We start from the raw sequence: 17798 nt of genomic DNA, 5'->3' as shown, positions 1-17798 counted from the left end.
TGGGTCGCTTCACCATTCAGAGCGAGACCTGCAACGTCACGCCATAAGTCCCCGGATCGCCCAAGGTCGCCGTAGACGCGCCGGTGTTGAAGGCGGATGGGTTGACGATGCTGATATAAGTCTTGTCGAACAGATTGCGCGCGAATAGCGACAGGTCGAACTTTCGGTCCGCCGTGCGATATCCGATCCGCGCATTGGCGATGCCATAGCCGGGCGCGAGCGAGTCCGCCGCCAGATTGTAGGTGGCGAAGAAGCTGGAGCGATGGGAATAGTCCACGTTGAAATGCACCTGCCCGCCGTTGCCGAGGGGGATGGCGGCATCGGTGCCCAGCGACCATGAGAATTTCGAGACGCCCGGCAGCCGCCGGCCCGACAGGTCGCACACCGTCTGAAGGCCCAGATATTCGACGGGGCAGGGCGCGTTGCTGAAGTCGCTATATTGGGCGTCGGTATAGGCGACCGCGGCGAAGACCGAAATGCCGGCGGCGACCCGCGCCCGCGCATCCACTTCGAACCCCTGCGACCGGACGCTGCCGACATTGGCAATATAGGCGGTCTGCGCGACGGCGGTATCTATCTGCTGGCTCTGATAATTGTCGATCGTCTGCCGGTAAGCGGCGAGGTTCAGGGTCAGACGCCGGTCGAAGAGCTGACTCTTCAACCCCGCTTCATAGGCTTCCACCTTTTCGGGATCGATGACGCGCGGCGCGGCGGTGGCGTTGAGATTGAGCCCACCCGATTTGAACCCGCGCGAATAGGTCGCATAGACCATTACGTCCTCTGCGGGACGGAAGGAAATCGTGCCCCGCCCTGACAGGTTGTCTTCGGTCGTGTTCGCAAGATATTGGGGAATATTGGGTGCGAAGACGTTGCGCGTCGCCTGCGCGCCGCCTGCGATCTGCGTGGGCGTCAGCGCCGGGCCGGACTGCACCTGTTCAAAAGCGCCATCCTTCGCCTCATGCGTGTAGCGCAGGCCCACGGTCAGATCGACCGGCCCGGCATGCCAGCTGCCTTCGCCAAAGGCGGCATAGCTTTTCGTCTTCGCGAAAGCCTGCCCGATCGCCGTCAATCCATTGAGCGCGGCGCTGGCGGCAGGCGATGGCTGGGTGCTGCCCGCAGCCGGTCCGATGATCCACAATGCGGCGTCCGGTCCGTAGATGGTGAAGAATTCATCATCTATCCGCTGGTTGAAATAATATAGTCCGGCCACATAGTCGATCTTCCCGCCCCCGTTGGAGGCGAGGCGCAGTTCCTGACTGAACTGCTTCTGGTCCTCGCGCACCCCGGCATCGATGAAAATGTCGAGTCCCGTGACGTCACCGTCCGTCTTGGGACGGAACCTCAGCTTGCGGTATCCGCTGACAGACGTGACGGTTGCGGAGCCAAGGTCGTAATCGGCAATCAGCGTGCCGCCATAGGTCTTGATCTTGACGAAGATCGGCCGATTGAGATCGACCTGCCGCGCATCGAGGTCGACCGGCAACGGCGTATAGTTGAAACGCGCGGCCCGGACGAAGAAGTTGTTTGGCAGCGTGCTGCCATCGATGCGCGTGGTGCGAAACGCGCTGTTCACGCCAACCACGCCGTTCTGAAAATAATCGCTGTAATCGCCGATCAACCGCGCCTTGAAGCTGTCGCTCGGCTGAAACAGCAGCTGGCCCCGCGCGCTGAAGCTGTGCAGGTCGTGCATGCGTTCGCCCGTCCGCACATTGCGCTGGACGCCCTTGTCTCGGCTGGTGTCGCTGATCGTGATCCGCGCTGCCAGCGTATCCGTGACCGGCATCGATCCGGTTGCCCGCGCCTGGAACGTGCCATAATTGCCATAGCTTATTTCTCCGCGCATCGCCGGGGTGAAGCCGGGTTCCTCACTGACGATGTTGATGGCGCCTGCGGTCGTGTTCTTGCCGAACAGAGTGCCCTGCGGTCCGCGCAGCACTTCGACCCGGGCAAGGTCATATAGATCGAAGGCCGATTGCGTCGGGCGGCTGTAGTAAACCTGATCGACATAGACGCCGACGCCATATTCCAGTCCCAGACTGGCAAAGGCCGGGGTCGCCCCCAATCCGCGAATGTTGATGTTGGTGTTGCGCGCGTTGGTTGCCGTCAACTGCAGGCTGGGGGACAGTTGCGCGACCTGCGCGAGGCCCAGGGAGCCAGGCTGCTGCACCTGCTCCCCGCTCAGTGCAGTCACTGCGATCGGCACGTCCTGCACCCGTTCCTCGCGTCGCCGAGCCGTGACCACTATGTCGTCTTCGTCGACTGCCGGGTTCCCGCCGGATGCTGAAAGATGCGTTGTCTGTGCCTGTAGAGGGCCGGCAGGAGGCAAAATGCCTATTGCAAGGGCCGCCGTTCCGGCGATCAGCATGGCAGAGCTTTTCATGATTGCCTTCCCCACCTTCTGTTATGTTGTCGGGCAGAAGGTTAGGAACTCGATGCCGGGGGTCAAACGGAAAGAATGATGAAATAGCGCCGAAATTTGGCAGATGTGCCATGGGGTTGGGCCGTTTGACCATCACGGCCCTGCTTTCCCGCTTCCAGTCCGATCCGACCGGTTCCCGGTGCCATCATCGGCAATACCCGACGGCTCCATGGCCTTACAGGGATGCCTGCGATCGTCAGGCCCGCTCCGGCTCCAGCAGGGCCAGATCCATGTCGGCGAGCGCCAGCCGCAGCAGCTCCGCCATGCCGGTCCGGGCCGCCGCCGTGTCGCGGGCCGCGATCGCCTGATAAACGGCCTTGTGATCGGGCAGCGGATCGCGGGGCAGCAGCTGCTTGCGATGCTTGAAGGTGGTGGTCCAGCTTACCGCCGCGCCCACCGAGCTGGCCAGCGCGGCCAGCGCGTCATTATGCGTGGCCGCCAATATCGCATGATGGAAACGCTGGTCGGCGGCCCGGCCATCGGGCGTGGAGAGTCCATGCCGCTCCATCTCGTCCAGCGCCTGCGTCATCACGGCAAGCTGTTCCTCGGTGCGCCTGCGCGCGGCGAATTCCGCCGCCGCCGGCTCGATCACGCCGCGCAGTTCGAACAGGTCGCGGATGAAGGCCCGGTCCGGCTCGCCCGCGAACATCCAGGCCAGCATTTCGGGGTCCAGCACATTCCAGCGAGCGCGGGGCAGCACGCGGGTTCCAGCCTTGGGGCGGCTTTCCAGCATCCCCTTTGCGATCAGGATGCGCACCGCCTCGCGATAGGCGGTGCGGGAGACGTGGAGCCGCTCCGACGCCTCGATCTCGCCTTCGAACAGGTCGCCGGGCTTGTGGACGCCCATCAGGATCGCCGTGCCCAATTGCCGGGCGATGGCCTGATGGATGCGGAGCGAGCCTTCCTCCGTCGCAAATTTGCGCTCCGTCCCGTCCTTGCGCTCGCTCCCCAAATTCCGGCTCCTATAAGTTCAGTCCTCGAAAGCCGTCGTAGGGCAATGCCGTCCGCAAAGGAAGGCATCGGCTACCAGTCGCAGCGGTGCGGTATCCGCGTCGATCGCCCTTTCGGCCACCAGGCTGACGAAGCGGCGATACATGGCCGGATATTCCTCGTCCGGCGCCTTCATCTGGACCTCGCCGTCCAGCGTCAGCATGTTGCCGCCATGGGAGAGCAGCAGGCTGCCGCCGCCAGCCTCGACGGCAATGTCCCAGGTCTGCGGGCCGGTCTGGCGCCAGTCGAAGACCGCTTCCACGCTCGCGCCCGAAGCGGTCGCCATTTTGAGGTCGGCACCGATCGGGGCGTCCTTATTCTCCGGCACCTCAAGGGTGGCGGACAGCAGCGTGACCGGCTCGGGCACGATCTCGGTCAGGATCGACAGGGCGTTGATGCCCGGATCGAACACGCCGAAACCACCCGCTTCCCAGATCCAGGGCTGGCCGGGATGCCAGTGCCGCACATCCTCGCGCCACTGGATCGCAATGCGCTCGATCGGGCGTGAGGCGATCCACTGCTTCGCCTGCGCGACGGCGGCGGCATAGCGGCTGTGCCAGCTGGCATAGAGAGTCACGCCCTGAGTCCTGGCGAGCGCGATCAGCGCTTCCACCTCGGACACCGTCGCGCCCGGCGGCTTTTCGAGGAAGACATGCTTGCCCGCCAATATCGCCTGCCGGGCCGCCTGATAGCGGACCTGCGGCGGCTGGCAGAGGATGACGGCATCCATCTCCGGCTCGCCCGCCAGCATGGCCGTGAGGTCATGATAATTTTTGACCCCTTGCCCCTGCGCATTGCGGCTGGCGACCGCGACCAGCTCGATGCCGTCGATCTTCTCGATCGAGGGCAGGTGCTGGTCGCGCGCGATCTTGCCGAGGCCTACCAGACCTGCCCTGATCGTCATGCCGCGACTTCCAGCCGGCCTTCGACCCGGCGCGTCAGGCCCCAGGGGTTGGCGGCCTGAAGCGACGGCGGCAGCAGCGCATCGGGCACGTCCTGATAGCAGACCGGGCGCAGGAAGCGCATCATCGCCAGCGTGCCGACCGAGGTGGAGCGGCCATCGGCGGTCGACGGGAAGGGGCCGCCATGGACCATGGCATGGGTCACTTCGACGCCGGTCGGCCAGCCGTTGGTGAGGATGCGACCGACTTTCCGGGACAGGGTGGGCAGCAGCTTGGCGGCATCGGCGCTGTCGCTCTCGTCAAGCTGGAGCGTTGCGGTCAGCTGGCCTTCGAGGCCCGCGATGGTGGCGATGATCTCTTCGATGCTGGAGCAGCGAATGAGGACCGACGACGAACCGAACACTTCTTCGGCCAGCACCGGGTTGGACTTGAAGGTCGCCGCGTCGGTCGCGAAGAAGGCGGCCTGACCGCGGTTGCAGCCGTCAGGTTCCGTGCCGCGGGCTACGGTGGTGACGCCATCCGCGCCGACAAGGGCGGCGACGCCCTGTTCATAGGCGGCGTGGATGCCGGGGGTCAGCATGACCTGCGGCTGGGCGCCCGACAGGGCTTCGGCAGCGGCGGCGACGAACCTGTCGAGGTCCGGGCCGTCGAGCGCGATGACGAGGCCGGGGTTGGTGCAGAACTGGCCCGAACCCATGGTCAGCGATCCGACGAAGGCGGCGCCCATGGCCTCGGCGCGGGCGGCCAGCGCGCCGGGCAGCAGCACGACCGGATTGATGCTCGACATTTCGGCATAGACCGGGATCGGCTCGGCACGCTCGGCGGCGATCTTCATGAGCGCCGTGCCGCCACCGCGCGAGCCGGTGAAGCCGACCGCCTTGATGCGGTGATCCGCGACCAGCGAACCGCCCAGCGCGCGGTTCGCTCCGGGCAAATAGGAAAAGACGCCTTCATGCAGACCGCAGGCCTTGACCGCCGCCTGAATGGCGCGGGCGACCAGCTCGCCGGTGCCGGGATGGGCGCTATGCCCCTTGACCACGACCGGACTACCCGCCGCGAAGGCCGCTGCGGTATCGCCGCCCGCCACGGAGAAGGCGAGGGGGAAGTTGGAGGCGCCGAACACGGCGACCGGGCCGACCGAATGGTTGACGCGGCGCAGGTCCGCGCGGGGCAGCGGCTGGCGATCGGGGAGGGCCTTGTCGATGGTCGCGTCAAGCCAGTCGCCCAGCCGCACATAGCTGGCGAACAGGCGCAACTGGCCGACGGTGCGGCCGCGCTCGCCCTCCAGACGGGCGCGGGGCAGGCCGGTTTCGGCCATGGCGGTTTCGATCAGCAGGTCGCCGATCGCGACGATATTGTCCGCGACGGTTTCAAGGAAGGTTGCGCGGGCGTCCGGCGAGAGAGTCGAAAAGCTCTCGAACGCAGCATCGGCCAGTGCGGCGGCTTCCTCGACCTCTGCGGGCATGGCGCTGGAAAAGGCGACCTCGCCCTTGGCGCCGGTCGACGGGTTGATGGCGAAGAAGGGTTCGCCGCCCTGACGCTCGGACGCGCCGATGAGAATGGCTCCGTTGAACATGGACATCTCCGGGAAAATCGGTGGAAGGGGAATCAATGATTGTCGCGGGGCAGGCCCTTGGTCTGGGCGATCCGCTGATATTTCTCCGCGCCCTCGAGGATCGCGCCGGTGTTCATCTGGCCCACGACCGAACGCTGGATTTCCTGCCAGGGGGTCTGGGAAGCGGGATATTGATACCCGCCCTTGGCCACCAGCTTCGCCCGGCGCGCTTCGAGTTCCTCGTCGGAGATCAGCACGTTCACCGTGCCGGTGTTGAGGTCCATGCGCACCCGGTCGCCCGTCTCCAGCAGCGCCAGACCACCCATCGCCGCCGCTTCGGGCGAGGCGTTGAGGATGGACGGGCTTCCGCTTGTGCCCGACTGGCGGCCATCGCCGATGCAGGGCAGGGCGGATACGCCTTCGGTGATGAGATAGGCTGGCGGCCGCATGTTCACGACCTCCGCCGCGCCCGGATAACCGATCGGGCCGGCGCCGCGCATGAACAGCAGGGTGTCGGGGGTGATGCCGACTGCGGGATCGTCTATCCGGTGGTGATAATCCTCCGGCCCGTCGAACACGACCGCGGGACCCTCAAAGGCGTTCGGATCCTGCGGGTTGGAGAGATAGCGCGAGCGGAATTCCTCGGAAATCACGCTGGTCTTCATCACCGCCGCGTCGAACAGATTGCCCGACAGGACGAGGAAGCCCGCTTCTTCCTTGAGCGGCTGGGCGTAGGGACGGATAACCTTTTCATCCTCTATCTCCACGCCCTTGCAGTTCTCGCCCATGGTCTTGCCATTGACGGTCATCGCGCCCTCGCGGATCAGGCCCTGTTCGATCAGTTGGCCGACCACGGCAGGGACGCCTCCCGCGCGATAATAATCCTCGCCCAGATATTCGCCCGCAGGCTGCAGATTGACCAGCAGGGGCACCTTGTGCCCGACCGTTTCCCAATCCTTGAGCGGCAGGTCGACGCCGATATGCCGTGCAATGGCGGCAAGGTGAATCGGCGCGTTGGTCGACCCACCAATGGCCGAGTTCACCACGATGGCATTATGGAAGGCGTCCAGCGTCAATATGTCGGAAGGCTTCAGATCCTCCGCCACCATTTCCACGATGCGCTTGCCGGTCCGCCACGCGACCTCCTGCCGGTCGCGATAGGGCGCCGGGATGGCCGCCGAACCAGGCAGCATCATGCCCAGCGCCTCGGCCAGCGAATTCATCGTCGTCGCCGTGCCCATGGTGTTGCAATAGCCGGTCGAGGGCGCGGACGACGCCACCAGCTTGATAAATCCCTCGTCATCGATCTTGCCCGCTGCGAGCAGCTGACGGGCATGCCAGACGATGGTGCCCGAACCCGTGCGCTCGCCCTTGAACCAGCCGTTGAGCATCGGCCCGACCGACAGGGCGATCGCCGGGATATTCACGGTGGCCGCCGCCATCAGCAGCGCTGGCGTGGTCTTGTCGCAGCCGGTGGTCAGCACCACCCCGTCGAGCGGATAGCCATAGATCGCTTCGACCAGCCCCAGATAGGCAAGGTTGCGGTCCAGACCCGCGGTGGGCCGCTTGCCGGTTTCCTGGATGGGGTGCACCGGGAATTCCAGCGCGATGCCGCCCATTTCGCGAATCCCTTCGCGAACGCGTTCGGCCAACACCATGTGGTGGCGGTTGCAGGGCGACAGGTCGCTGCCCGTCTGGGCGATGCCGATAATGGGCTTGCCGCTGCGCAGTTCTTCGAGGGAGAGGCCGAAATTCAGATAGCGCTCCAGATAGAGCGCGGTCATGTCGATATTGTCGGGGTTGTCGAACCAGGCGCGGCTGCGCAGCTTGGGAGAAGGCTTGGACGAATCGCTCATTAGGGCATCCTGATGAAAATGGCGGGGCACGTTGACGCGCTTGTCTCTTGGATATACTCAGACAAATACTATTTCAAGGATGGTCGTCACTTAATATGTGCGTTTCTCGTCAAAATCGTTCAGCTGACGCCCGATGAGCCGCTACGTCGTCATCGGCGACTGGGGCACCAGCCGCCTGCGCCTGTTCCGCCTGGAGGATGGCCGGATCACCGCCCGCCGCGAAGGTCCGGGCATCGGAACGACAGGCCGCGACGCCGAAGCCGCCTTCGCCGACGCCATGGCCCCCTGGCTGGAGGACGGCGCGCCGGCGGACATCCGCCTTTGCGGCATGGTCGGCGCGCGCGACGGGTGGGTGGAGGTACCCTATGCCGATTGCCCGGCCGATGCGGACACATGGCGGGCCGCTGCCGTCCGCTTCGACTGGCGGGGCGCTCCGCTCAGCATCATGGCGGGCCTCGCCTGCACGAGCGACGAAGGCATGCCCGATGTGATGCGCGGCGAGGAAACGCAGATTTTCGGAGCCATTGCCCTTGACCCTGCGCTGGGCCGGGGAAGGCATCTGATCGTCCTGCCCGGCACGCACAATAAATGGTCGGTGGTGGAGGAGGGGCGCGTCATCTCCTTCCGCACCATGCCCACGGGCGAACTGTTCGCCCTGCTGCGCGACCGCTCGACGCTTGGTCCCAAGGTCGAAGAGGCCGATCCGGCACAGGAGGCGGAAGGTTTTGCCGAAGGTCTGGCGCGGTCCGGGGACGGGCGCCTGCTGTCCTCGCTGTTCGCCGCCCGCAGCATGCGCCTGCGCGCGGGTCGCCCGGCGGACTGGGTGCCGGGCTATCTGTCCGGGCTCATCATCGGCTGTGAAATCGCGGAGATACGCAGCGCGTTGGGATCGGCCGACGACATATTGCTCATCGGTGACGCTCGCCTCTCCGCCCGCTATGCGCAGGCTCTTGCGGCGCAGGGCCTGCCCTCGCGCATGCTCGACGGCGATGCCTGTTCGCGCGCCGGTCTCGGCTATCTGGAGAACTGATCATGACCCTCGACGACCTGCTTGCCGACGGCGCTCCGCCGGTCTGCGCGATCCTGCGCGGCCTTAGGCCGGAGGAGGCGGTCGACATGGCCGCAGGGCTGATCGAAGCGGGCATCCGCATACTCGAAGTGCCCTTCAACTCGCCTGAACCGCTCAGCAGCATCGGTGCAATGCAGGCCGAATTCGGGGATCGCGCGCTGATCGGCGGTGGTACGGTGCTGAGCGTGGAGGCGGTGGAGAATCTCCACCGCGTCGGCGGCCGGATCATGGTCACGCCCAACACCGACCCGGAGGTCATCGCCCGCGGCGCGCAGCTTGGGCTGGAATTGCTGCCCGGTTTCATGACCCCCAGCGAAGCCTTCGACGCGATCAGGGCGGGCGCACGCCGGATCAAGCTGTTCCCCGCCGCCCGGCTGGGCGCTGCCTATGTGAAGGCGATCAGGGACGTGCTGCCCAGGCAGATCGGCGTCTGGGCGGTCGGCGGCACCGGCGCGGACACGATCGGCGAATGGCTGGCGGGCGGCTGCGAGGGCATAGGGGTGGGCGGCGCCCTGTACCGTCCGGGCGACGATGCCGCGCAGGTGCGGGAAAGGGGCAGGGAGCTGGTCGGGACGTGGAAGGCCCTTGCCTGATCACCCTGCCTGCCGTTCCTCGATCCGGTCCAGCATATCGCGCACTTTGGCGGCCAGTTCGGCATAGGTGAAGGGTTTGGTCAGCAGTTCCACGCCCGGATCGAGCCGTCCATGGTGGAAGATGGCGTTGCGGGCATATCCGGTGGCGAACAGCACTTTCAGGCCAGGATGGCGCGCCTTGGCTTCGCGGCTGATGTCGGCGCCGTTCATCCCGCCGGGCAGCACGACATCGGTGAACAGCAGGTCGACGGGCGGCGAAGCCCTGTCCAGCGCCGCCAGCGCCGTCTCGCCATTCTCCGCCTCGATCACCTGATAGCCCAGTTCCCGCAGCACGTCGACCGCATAGGCTCGGACCTTCTCGTCATCTTCGCACACGAGGATGGTTTCGTTGCCCTTGCCCGCGGGCGGACTGTGATGAACCGCGCCGGTATCATTGTCCGGCAAGGGGCCGTGAAAACGGGGCAGGTAGATTTTGACGCTCGTGCCGTGATCCGGCTCCGAATAGACCCGGATATGGCCCCCCGACTGTTTGATGAAGCCATAGACCATCGACAGGCCCAGGCCCGTGCCGCGCCCTACATCCTTGGTCGTGAAGAAGGGTTCGATCGCATGGCTGAGCGTATCGGCGTCCATTCCCGTGCCGGTATCGGATACGCAGATCATGACATATTGGCCGGGCGTGACCTCCATGTCCTGCGCGGCATAAGCGTCGTCAATGTGCGTGTTGGCGACCTCGATGGTCAGCTTGCCCCCCTGCGGCATCGCATCGCGGGCGTTGACCGCCAGATTGAGCAGCGCGTTTTCCATCTGGTTGACATCGATCTCGATCGCCCAGGCTCGCGCGCTCTGGATGGTCTCCACCTCGATCGTCTCGCCCAGAGCGCGGGTCAACATGTCTGACATGGAGCTGACCAGCCGGTTGGGATCGACCCGTTCGGGCGCCAGTGGCTGGCGACGCGAAAAAGCCAGCAGCCGCTGCGTCAGCAGCGCGGCACGCTGGGCGCCCTGCATGGCATTGTCCGCCGCCCTCCGCAGCCGCGCCTGGTTGTCGTCCCGATCCTTGTCCAGTCCGCGCTGCACCAGCTCCAGATTGCCGGTCACGATCTGAAGCAGATTGTTGAAATCATGCGCGACTCCGCCGGTCAGCTGACCCAGCGTCTCCATCTTCTGTGCCTGCCGCAGCGCCGCCTCCGCTTCCGCCAGCGCCCGCGCATGGGCGCGCTGCTCGGTCACATCGCGGGCGACGCAATAGATGAGGTCGCCGTCCGGCACCGCGGTCCAGCTGAAATTGCGGTAACTGCCGTCCTTCGCCCGGAAACGGTTTTCGAAGCGCAGCGTGGACCGGCCGTCCGCCAGCGAAGCGATCTCCCGGCGGGTGCGGTCGATGTCGTCGGGATGCTCCATCCATTCGGAGGTGCTGCCGACCAGTTCCTCGTCGCTCCAGCCCAATATGTCGGTCCAGGCCGGACTGGCGGCGAGCCAGACGCCGTTCAGGTCTGCAACCAGAAAGGGATCGCGCGCCAATGTCCACAGCCGCGCCCGGTCGGCCCGCATTTCCTGTTCGGCGCGGACTCGCTTCGTCGTCTCGCTGACGATGCAGAGCGCCCCGCCGACGCGGCCGTCACCTTCGAAGACGGGCGAATAGCTGATGTCGAAAAACACCTGCTCGCCCTGCCTGCTGCCGTCAGGGCCGCCGGCGCGCTCGATATAGAAAGGACGGTCCTTGGCATGGACGGATTCGCCCCGCTCCATGACGGATAGCAGCAGCGGCTCCAGATCGTCCCAAAGTTCCGCCCAGCCTTCGCGCGCGGGGCGGCCCAGCACATGGGGATGCTTGTCGCCGATGGTGGGCGAATAGGCCTCATTGTAAAGTGCGCACAGGTCCGGCCCCCAGAACAGCACGATTTCCGCCCTGGAGGAAAGCATCATCCTGACTGTGGAGACCAGCGCGGGCGACCAGTCGTCGACCGGACCCAGCGGCGAGGACGCATCGATGCGCGCCGTCAGCGCGCCCAGCGGGCCTTGGGTGGCGATCATCCCGGCAATGCCCGGCGCCGCGCTCACCGCTTATCCTCGATCAATCTTCTCATAAGGCCAGATACGCCTGTCCTTCCGATTGTATCCTTTCATGCACAAGGCGTTATGACCTTTTGTTCATGATGAAGCAGCCCCCTTGCAACAGTTTCGCCATGGGCGCATGCATCGGCGCCATGATTGCGATGACCCTCAGCCGCCCTGCCATCGCCACGCCGCGTCCTGCATCGATCGCGCGCTGGCTGCTCGCCGTGGCCGCGCTCGTCTTTTGCATGGTCGTGGTCGGCGGCATCACCCGTCTGACCGAATCCGGCCTGTCTATCACCCAGTGGAAGCCGATTTCCGGCGCCATCCCGCCGCTGACCCATGATCAGTGGATGGAGGCCTTCCGCGATTATCAGCAGATCCCGGAATATCAACAGTTGCGGCGGGGCATGACGCTGGGCGATTTCCAGTTCATCTTCTTCTGGGAATGGGTGCACCGGCTGCTCGGGCGGCTGATCGGCCTGGCCTTTGCGCTGCCGCTGCTGTGGTTCGCGTGGAAAAGAGCGATCCCGCAGGGCTACGGGTTCCGTTTGGTCGCGCTGCTGGCGCTGGGCGGACTGCAGGGGGCGATAGGCTGGTGGATGGTGAAGTCCGGCCTGTCGGTGCGCACCGACGTCAGCCATTATCGGCTCGCCGTGCATCTCCTGACGGCCCTGTTCATCATGGGCGGCCTGATCTGGACGGCGCTCGACCTGCTGACCCGGTCGCGCACCGCCTTCGCAAAGCCTGCCATGCTGCATCCCTTTGCCGTTCTGGCGTTGCTGGCGCTGCTCGTGCAGCTCCTCTTCGGCGCGTTCACCGCCGGGCTGGACGCGGGCTATGTCTCCAGCTCATGGCCCCTGATGAACGACCATCTGGTGCCCGAGGGTATCCAGTGGCTCGGTTCGCTCTGGGCGACGGTGTCTAGCGACCCCTATCTCGTCCATTTCATCCATCGCTGGTGGGCGTGGGTAGCCGCGGCGATGCTGATCCTGCTCGCGCGCATGGCGAAGCAGAGCGGCGATCGCGGTCCTTCCATCGCGCTCAACGCGGCGGTTGGCACGCAGATCGCGCTGGGCATCGCAACCGTGATCAGCGGCATCGCCCTGCCGCTGGCGGTGCTGCATCAGGCTGTCGGCGCGCTCGTGGTGGCTTCCGCGACATGGGCGGCCCATTCGCTTGGGGAGCGGCGCGGATGAGCGCGGTCGCGTTGGTCTATACGCTTTTCGGCTCGCGCGAGGCTGCCATTCGCGTCGCGCGCCAGCTGATCGAGGAACGGCTGATCGCCTGCGCGAACCTGTTGGGCGAGGCGACCTCCCTTTATGAATGGAACGGGGTTCTGGAAGAATGCGCGGAAACCCCCGTCCTCTTCAAGACCGCGCCGTCGCGGCGGGACGCGCTGATGGCGCGCATCGCGGAACTGCATGATTATGAGCTTCCCGCGATCCTCGCTCTGCCTGTCGATGCGGCTGACGCCAGCTTTGCGAAATGGATCGGCGAACAGCTCTCCAGGTGACAGGTATTATTTTACCCGTCAGCAAAGCCGCCGAATCTCTTGACTTGATGTCCCCTTCCCGTCATTAGCGCGCATCTTCCGAAAGCCGGCGGCGGCGATCGGCGTATGAATTTCAACTGGAGTATTGGCACCATGAAGGCGCTGATGAAGACCACCAAGCCGGCAACCCCGGCCACGGTCGAAAAGAAGTGGATTTTGATCGACGCGGAAGGCCTCGTCGTCGGCCGCCTCGCCTCGACCGTCGCGAACATCCTGCGCGGCAAGCACAAGCCGAGCTTCACCCCTCACGTCGATTGCGGTGACAATGTCATCATCATCAACGCGCAGAAGGTGAAGTTCACCGGCCGCAAGCTGACCGACAAGGTTTACTACAAGCACACCGGCTATGCTGGCGGCATCAAGGAAACCACCCCCCAGAAGGTTCTGGAAGGCCGTTTCCCCGAGCGCGTCCTGGAAAAGGCCGTTGAGCGCATGATCCCCCGCGGTCCGCTCGGCCGTCAGCAGATGCGCAACCTGCGCATCTTCGCCGGCGCTGAACATTCGCACGCCGCGCAGAACCCCGAAGTGCTCGACTTCGCGTCGCGCAACCGCAAGAACAAGGTGGGTGCCTAATGTCCGATAACCGCCAGTCCCTGTCCGACCTCGCGTCGCTGACCGCCAACGCTCCGGCGCCTGCCGCTGCCACCGAAACCGTCGCCGCCGATGCGCCGATCGCTCCGGTTCAGCCTTCGGCCCCGCTGCGCGCGCAGGAAATCGACAGCCTCGGCCGCGCCTATGCGACGGGCCGCCGCAAGGACGCCGTCGCCCGCGTCTGGGTGAAGCCCGGCACCGGCAAGATCACGGTCAACGGCCGCGATCAGGAAATCTATTTCGCCCGCCCGACCCTGCGTCTGGTGATCAACCAGCCCTTCGGCGTCACTGAGCGCGAAGGCCAGTATGACGTGATCGCCACCGTCAAGGGCGGCGGTCTGTCGGGTCAGGCCGGTGCGGTCAAGCACGGCATCGCCCAGGCGCTGTCGAAATATGAGCCGGCGCTACGCAGCGCGGTCAAGGCCGAAGGCTTCCTGACCCGCGACAGCCGTGCCGTCGAGCGTAAGAAGTACGGCAAGGCCAAGGCGCGCCGCAGCTTCCAGTTCTCGAAGCGCTGATCTTTCGATCGGAACGGAATTTGGGAAGGGCCGGGTTTTCCGGCCCTTTTCTTTTGCGGCCATGAGGCTCCAGCGAGCCGAAGAGCGCCGGATCGCCAACTGGAAGCTCAGAAGGGCATGCGCTGGCCTGAGACCCAGCCTTCGCAGGGTGACGAAAGTGCCTGAATGACGGGGAATCGTCCAAACACCTTAGCCCTCTTCAATCCCGTTTCAGGATATTCAGCGCCAGCACCGTCATCGCTTCGCTGGCGGTTGCGATGACCTTGTCGGCCTGGGGCGCCCAGAAGGGACTGTGCAACGAGGGCAGGGTGATTTCGACTGCCGCCGCCTTTGCCATCTGATCTGCCGGAACGCCGCCGACCCAGAATATGAAGCTGTTGATGCTCTTGTCGGCCCGGTAATAGCGCCCGAAATCCTCGCCCGCCATGGAGGGCTTGGTCTCCATGACCGTGCCGGCGGGAAAATGCCCCTTCAGGACATCCGCCATCTGGTTCGCGAACAGGGGTGGATTATAGGTGGACGGCGTGAATTCATCCTTCACCGATATGACCGGCATCCTGTCGTCGGGAACGCCCGCCGCGATGGCTTCGCCCCGCGCGATGCGCTCGATGCCTCGGATCAGCTTTTCGCGGGTGTCGTCCGAAAAGCTGCGCACGGTCAGCAACATCTTCGCTTCATCGGGGATCACATTATGCTTCGTGCCGCCCGCGAAACTGCCGACCGTTACAACGGCCGGATCGAAAGGGTCCTGTTCGCGGCTGACCAGCGTTTGCAGCGCCGTCACGATCCGCGCGCCCAGCACGATCGGATCGCGGGTGGTCTGCGGATAGGCGCCATGGCCGCCCGATCCGCGTACCAGCAGGTCGACGCTGTCCACATTGGCGAGCGCGAAGCCGGGCGTGTAGCCGATCTTCCCCGCCTCCAGATTGGCCGCGTCGTGAAAGGCGATGGCGTGGGTGGGGCGCGGGAAGCGGGTATATAGCCCATCCTCCAGCATCAGCCGGGCCCCACGACCGACCTCTTCGGCGGGCTGGAGGATCATGACGACAGTGCCTTTCCACTCGTCCTTCATCGATGACAGCAGGCGGGCGGTTTCAATGAAAGCGGTCATGTGCGTGTCGTGACCGCAGGCGTGCATGACTCCAGTTTCAACCCCGTCCGCGGTCTTGGCTTTGACCCTGGACGCAAATTCTAGCCCAGTCTGCTCGGTAACGGGCAAGGCGTCCATGTCGGCGCGGATCAGCAGTACGGGGCCGGAACCATTTTTCATCACTGCAACGACGCCGGTGCCGCCGACCCTGTCGGTGACCGCGAATTTCATGGCCCTGAGCCGCCTGGCAAGCTTTGCCGCGGTCCCGGTTTCCTGCTCCGACAGTTCGGGATTGGCGTGCAGGTCGCGATAGAGCGCCAACAGGCCATCCATGTCCTTCGCGATGGTCGTCGCGATGGCGCTGGGCGGCTGCACGGCGGGCGCCGCAGGAGCGGCGCCTGCGTCCTGCGGCCGGGCATGGGCAATGGAAGTAAGGCTGGCTGCGGCCATGATGGCCGTCAACACATGACGCATCGATCAATCTCCCTGAACTGGCGCGACCATAGGGGGATTTTCTCTGAGTTTTAAGAGGGCTTGTTGGTAAGTTGGCGGGCGAGCCGGTCATGGCAGCGTCGCTCGCCCGTCTACACCTTATTGCGCGGTCCAGCCGCCATCGATGCTCATATTGGCGCCGGTGATATTGGCAGCGGCGTCGCTGCACAGATAAAGCGCCATGGCGGCCACCTGTTCGACCGTCACGAACTGCTTGGTCGGCTGCCCGGCGAGCAGAACGTCGTTCATCACCTGTTCGCGGGTCATGCCGCGCGCCTTCATCGTGTCGGGGATCTGATTTTCCACCAGCGGCGTCCAGACATAGCCCGGCGAAATGCAGTTGGCCGTGACGCCGAAGGTCGCCAGTTCCAGCGCCAGCGTCTTGGTGAAGCCAGCAAGGCCGTGCTTCGCCGTCACATAGGCGCTCTTGAAGGGAGAGGCCGTAAGCGAGTGGGCGCTGGCCGTCTGGATGATCCGTCCCCATTTCTTCGCCTTCATATGGGGGATGGCGAGGCGGGAGGTGTGAAAGGCGCTCGTCAGGTTGAGCGCGATGATCAGATCCCATTTCTCGACCGGGAAATCCTCGACCGGGGCGACATGCTGCATCCCTGCATTGTTGATGAGGATGTCGACGCCGCCAAAGGCGTCCGCCGCTTCCTTCATCATCGCTTCGATCTGGTCCGGTCTGGTCAGGTCATGCCCGCTGTAAAGCGCCTTTGCGCCACTTAGCGCCTCGAGTGCAACGCGCTCCTTCTCGATCGCGTCCGGCTCGCCAAAGCCGTTGATGACGATATTGGCGCCTTCGCCCGCCAGCGCCCTGGCATAGGCGAGGCCGATGCCGGAGGTTGATCCTGTGATGAGGGCGGTCTTGCCGGCCAGAGTCATGCCTGCTTCTCCTTGAGATGGTCGGGGGCGTCGAGGTCGAAGGTAGAGCTTTTGCCGTTCACGATGTTGCGGGCGATGAGTTCGCCCTTGTGCATCACTTCCTCCACCGCGTCCCGGCCCTGGATCCAGTGGTCGAGCATGGTGGAACGCGAAAATTCAAAGTCCCGCGCGCCGCTTTCCCACGCCCGGCTGCGGTAGATGAGATGGACGATGTTGACCGAGCCGGTGTCCAGGAACTGGCGCAGACGTTGCGCGTCGGCATCGTCCTGCAATTCGGGCGGCAGCTTGTCGAGCAGGGCGCGGATCGCCTTATGCTCCTTGCGCAGCCGCAGATATTGATCGGTCACCTGCCGGGTGCGGCTGGAATATTGAATGTCCTTGGTGCGCGAATAGACGTCGGTCATCTGCCGGGGCATCGGTCCTTCGGCGGGGAACAGGTCGACCTGAAAGACGAGCATGTCCTCGGTCTGATGATCCAGCACATGGGCGAGCGGCGTGTTGGACACGATGCCGCCGTCCCAATACCAGCGCCCGTCGATCTCGACCGGCGGCAGGCCGGGGGGCAGGGCGCCCGACGCCATGATGTGGCGCGCGTCGATGCGGGTGTTGCCGCCCCGGCCGCGCGTGTCCCAATAGGCGAAATTGCCGCTTTCGACATCGACCGCGCCGACCGAGAGGCGCACAGGACCGTCGTTCAGCAGGTCCCAGTCTACGCAGGCGTCGAGCGTGTCCCTGAGCGGGGCGCTGTCATAGAAGCTGATCGCGCCCGGCGTGCCTTCGGGCATCAGCGGCGCGGGCCAGAGGCGGGGGCGAAACATGCCCGGCACGCCGAAGGTCGCCACCGTGCCCGCCGCCATCAGATGGGCGGCCTCGCGGATATGGTTGATTTCCGGCAGCACGATATTGGGCATGCCGCCCGATACCGTCAGCCAGAATTTCTTGAGGCGGCCGAGCCGCTTGTGCGGCGGGTTGCCTGCGATGATCGCCGCGTTGACAGCCCCGATCGAAATGCCCGCGACCCAGCTGATATCGATGCCCAACTGGTCCAGCCGCTGATAAACGCCGGCCTGGAACGATCCGAGTGCACCACCTCCCTGCAACAGCAGCGCCACTTCGCGGGGCAGGGGGAGCGGGGTATTGGCGCGGCGGCGCGGATGGGGTTCGGTATCAGCCATGTCGCAGTGCAATATAGGCATCTGACGGGGCATGCCAACTGAATGTCTTG

Annotated in this window: 15 protein-coding genes; 6 read left to right on the top strand and 9 right to left on the bottom strand. The window is 64.9% G+C overall.

Annotated features, from left to right (window positions below; all coding sequences use genetic code 11):
- Positions 1-16: 16 nt before the first annotated feature.
- The 5 genes from ACFC3J_RS12425 to ACFC3J_RS12405 all read right to left on the bottom strand — a co-directional run bounded on the left by ACFC3J_RS12425 (position 17) and on the right by ACFC3J_RS12405 (position 7722).
- Entirely contained in the window at positions 17-2380 is a 2364-nt protein-coding gene (locus ACFC3J_RS12425; RefSeq protein ID WP_375196481.1) for a TonB-dependent receptor, read from the bottom strand.
- A gap of 235 nt (positions 2381-2615) precedes the next feature.
- Positions 2616-3371, bottom strand: coding sequence for a FadR/GntR family transcriptional regulator (locus tag ACFC3J_RS12420; RefSeq protein ID WP_375196480.1), 756 nt, complete (start codon positions 3369-3371; stop codon positions 2616-2618).
- A gap of 18 nt (positions 3372-3389) precedes the next feature.
- Complete coding sequence (locus ACFC3J_RS12415; RefSeq protein ID WP_375196479.1) at positions 3390-4313, bottom strand: Gfo/Idh/MocA family protein; 924 nt, start codon at positions 4311-4313, stop codon at positions 3390-3392.
- The gene (locus ACFC3J_RS12410; protein ID WP_375196484.1) at positions 4310-5887 is read right to left on the bottom strand and encodes an aldehyde dehydrogenase (NADP(+)); all 1578 of its coding nucleotides are present in this window, start codon (positions 5885-5887) and stop codon (positions 4310-4312) included. The genes ACFC3J_RS12415 and ACFC3J_RS12410 overlap by 4 nt, the downstream gene beginning before the upstream one ends.
- A gap of 32 nt (positions 5888-5919) precedes the next feature.
- On the bottom strand, positions 5920-7722 hold the full coding sequence (locus ACFC3J_RS12405) for an IlvD/Edd family dehydratase (RefSeq protein WP_375196478.1): 1803 nt from the start codon (positions 7720-7722) through the stop codon (positions 5920-5922).
- Positions 7723-7855: 133 nt separating this feature from the next.
- On the opposite strand from ACFC3J_RS12405, the gene ACFC3J_RS12400 reads away from it, so the two are divergent.
- Positions 7856-8752, top strand: coding sequence for a 2-dehydro-3-deoxygalactonokinase (locus tag ACFC3J_RS12400; protein ID WP_375196477.1), 897 nt, complete (start codon positions 7856-7858; stop codon positions 8750-8752).
- 2 nt (positions 8753-8754) lie between these two features.
- Entirely contained in the window at positions 8755-9384 is a 630-nt protein-coding gene (locus tag ACFC3J_RS12395) for a 2-dehydro-3-deoxy-6-phosphogalactonate aldolase (RefSeq protein WP_375196476.1), read from the top strand.
- Here ACFC3J_RS12395 and ACFC3J_RS12390 read toward each other — a convergent pair whose 3' ends face one another.
- Complete coding sequence (locus tag ACFC3J_RS12390; RefSeq protein WP_375196475.1) at positions 9385-11448, bottom strand: ATP-binding protein; 2064 nt, start codon at positions 11446-11448, stop codon at positions 9385-9387.
- 155 nt (positions 11449-11603) lie between these two features.
- Here ACFC3J_RS12390 and ACFC3J_RS12385 point away from each other — a divergent pair, with 155 nt between their 5' ends.
- The 4 genes from ACFC3J_RS12385 to rpsI all read left to right on the top strand — a co-directional run bounded on the left by ACFC3J_RS12385 (position 11604) and on the right by rpsI (position 14106).
- Positions 11604-12641 (top strand): COX15/CtaA family protein, encoded by a 1038-nt coding sequence (locus ACFC3J_RS12385; RefSeq protein WP_375196483.1) that lies wholly within the window; start codon positions 11604-11606, stop codon positions 12639-12641.
- Positions 12638-12958 (top strand): divalent-cation tolerance protein CutA, encoded by a 321-nt coding sequence (cutA, locus tag ACFC3J_RS12380; RefSeq protein ID WP_375196474.1) that lies wholly within the window; start codon positions 12638-12640, stop codon positions 12956-12958. Before ACFC3J_RS12385 ends, cutA begins: the two co-directional genes overlap by 4 nt.
- A gap of 132 nt (positions 12959-13090) precedes the next feature.
- Complete coding sequence (gene rplM, locus ACFC3J_RS12375; protein ID WP_046764791.1) at positions 13091-13570, top strand: 50S ribosomal protein L13; 480 nt, start codon at positions 13091-13093, stop codon at positions 13568-13570.
- Positions 13570-14106, top strand: coding sequence for a 30S ribosomal protein S9 (gene rpsI / locus ACFC3J_RS12370; RefSeq protein ID WP_375196473.1), 537 nt, complete (start codon positions 13570-13572; stop codon positions 14104-14106). Before rplM ends, rpsI begins: the two co-directional genes overlap by 1 nt.
- A gap of 199 nt (positions 14107-14305) precedes the next feature.
- Here rpsI and ACFC3J_RS12365 read toward each other — a convergent pair whose 3' ends face one another.
- The 3 genes from ACFC3J_RS12365 to ACFC3J_RS12355 form a co-directional block, all read right to left on the bottom strand.
- Complete coding sequence (locus tag ACFC3J_RS12365; protein WP_375196472.1) at positions 14306-15670, bottom strand: amidohydrolase; 1365 nt, start codon at positions 15668-15670, stop codon at positions 14306-14308.
- A gap of 117 nt (positions 15671-15787) precedes the next feature.
- Positions 15788-16573, bottom strand: coding sequence for a 3-hydroxybutyrate dehydrogenase (locus tag ACFC3J_RS12360; RefSeq protein WP_375196471.1), 786 nt, complete (start codon positions 16571-16573; stop codon positions 15788-15790).
- Complete coding sequence (locus tag ACFC3J_RS12355; protein ID WP_375196470.1) at positions 16570-17748, bottom strand: patatin-like phospholipase family protein; 1179 nt, start codon at positions 17746-17748, stop codon at positions 16570-16572. The genes ACFC3J_RS12360 and ACFC3J_RS12355 overlap by 4 nt, the downstream gene beginning before the upstream one ends.
- Positions 17749-17798: the final 50 nt, after the last annotated feature.

The sequence above is a fragment of the Sphingobium sp. genome (assembly GCF_041987595.1).
Classification (GTDB): Bacteria; Pseudomonadota; Alphaproteobacteria; order Sphingomonadales; family Sphingomonadaceae; genus Sphingobium.
Note: the sequence above shows the minus strand (reverse complement) of the source record. Positions and strands in the feature narration are given on the sequence as shown.

Excerpts from the sequence above, each read along its gene's own strand:
- ACFC3J_RS12425 (WP_375196481.1), bottom strand. The coding sequence starts at position 2,380 with ATGAAAAGCTCTGCCATGCTGATCGCCGGAACGGCGGCCCTTGCAATA.
- ACFC3J_RS12415 (WP_375196479.1), bottom strand. The coding sequence starts at position 4,313 with ATGACGATCAGGGCAGGTCTGGTAGGCCTCGGCAAGATCGCGCGCGAC.
- ACFC3J_RS12410 (WP_375196484.1), bottom strand. The coding sequence starts at position 5,887 with ATGTTCAACGGAGCCATTCTCATCGGCGCGTCCGAGCGTCAGGGCGGC.
- ACFC3J_RS12405 (WP_375196478.1), bottom strand. The coding sequence starts at position 7,722 with ATGAGCGATTCGTCCAAGCCTTCTCCCAAGCTGCGCAGCCGCGCCTGG.
- ACFC3J_RS12400 (WP_375196477.1), top strand. The coding sequence starts at position 7,856 with ATGAGCCGCTACGTCGTCATCGGCGACTGGGGCACCAGCCGCCTGCGC.
- ACFC3J_RS12395 (WP_375196476.1), top strand. The coding sequence starts at position 8,755 with ATGACCCTCGACGACCTGCTTGCCGACGGCGCTCCGCCGGTCTGCGCG.
- ACFC3J_RS12385 (WP_375196483.1), top strand. The coding sequence starts at position 11,604 with ATGACCCTCAGCCGCCCTGCCATCGCCACGCCGCGTCCTGCATCGATC.
- cutA (WP_375196474.1), top strand. The coding sequence starts at position 12,638 with ATGAGCGCGGTCGCGTTGGTCTATACGCTTTTCGGCTCGCGCGAGGCT.
- rplM (WP_046764791.1), top strand. The coding sequence starts at position 13,091 with ATGAAGGCGCTGATGAAGACCACCAAGCCGGCAACCCCGGCCACGGTC.
- rpsI (WP_375196473.1), top strand. The coding sequence starts at position 13,570 with ATGTCCGATAACCGCCAGTCCCTGTCCGACCTCGCGTCGCTGACCGCC.
- ACFC3J_RS12365 (WP_375196472.1), bottom strand. The coding sequence starts at position 15,670 with ATGCGTCATGTGTTGACGGCCATCATGGCCGCAGCCAGCCTTACTTCC.
- ACFC3J_RS12360 (WP_375196471.1), bottom strand. The coding sequence starts at position 16,573 with ATGACTCTGGCCGGCAAGACCGCCCTCATCACAGGATCAACCTCCGGC.
- ACFC3J_RS12355 (WP_375196470.1), bottom strand. The coding sequence starts at position 17,748 with ATGGCTGATACCGAACCCCATCCGCGCCGCCGCGCCAATACCCCGCTC.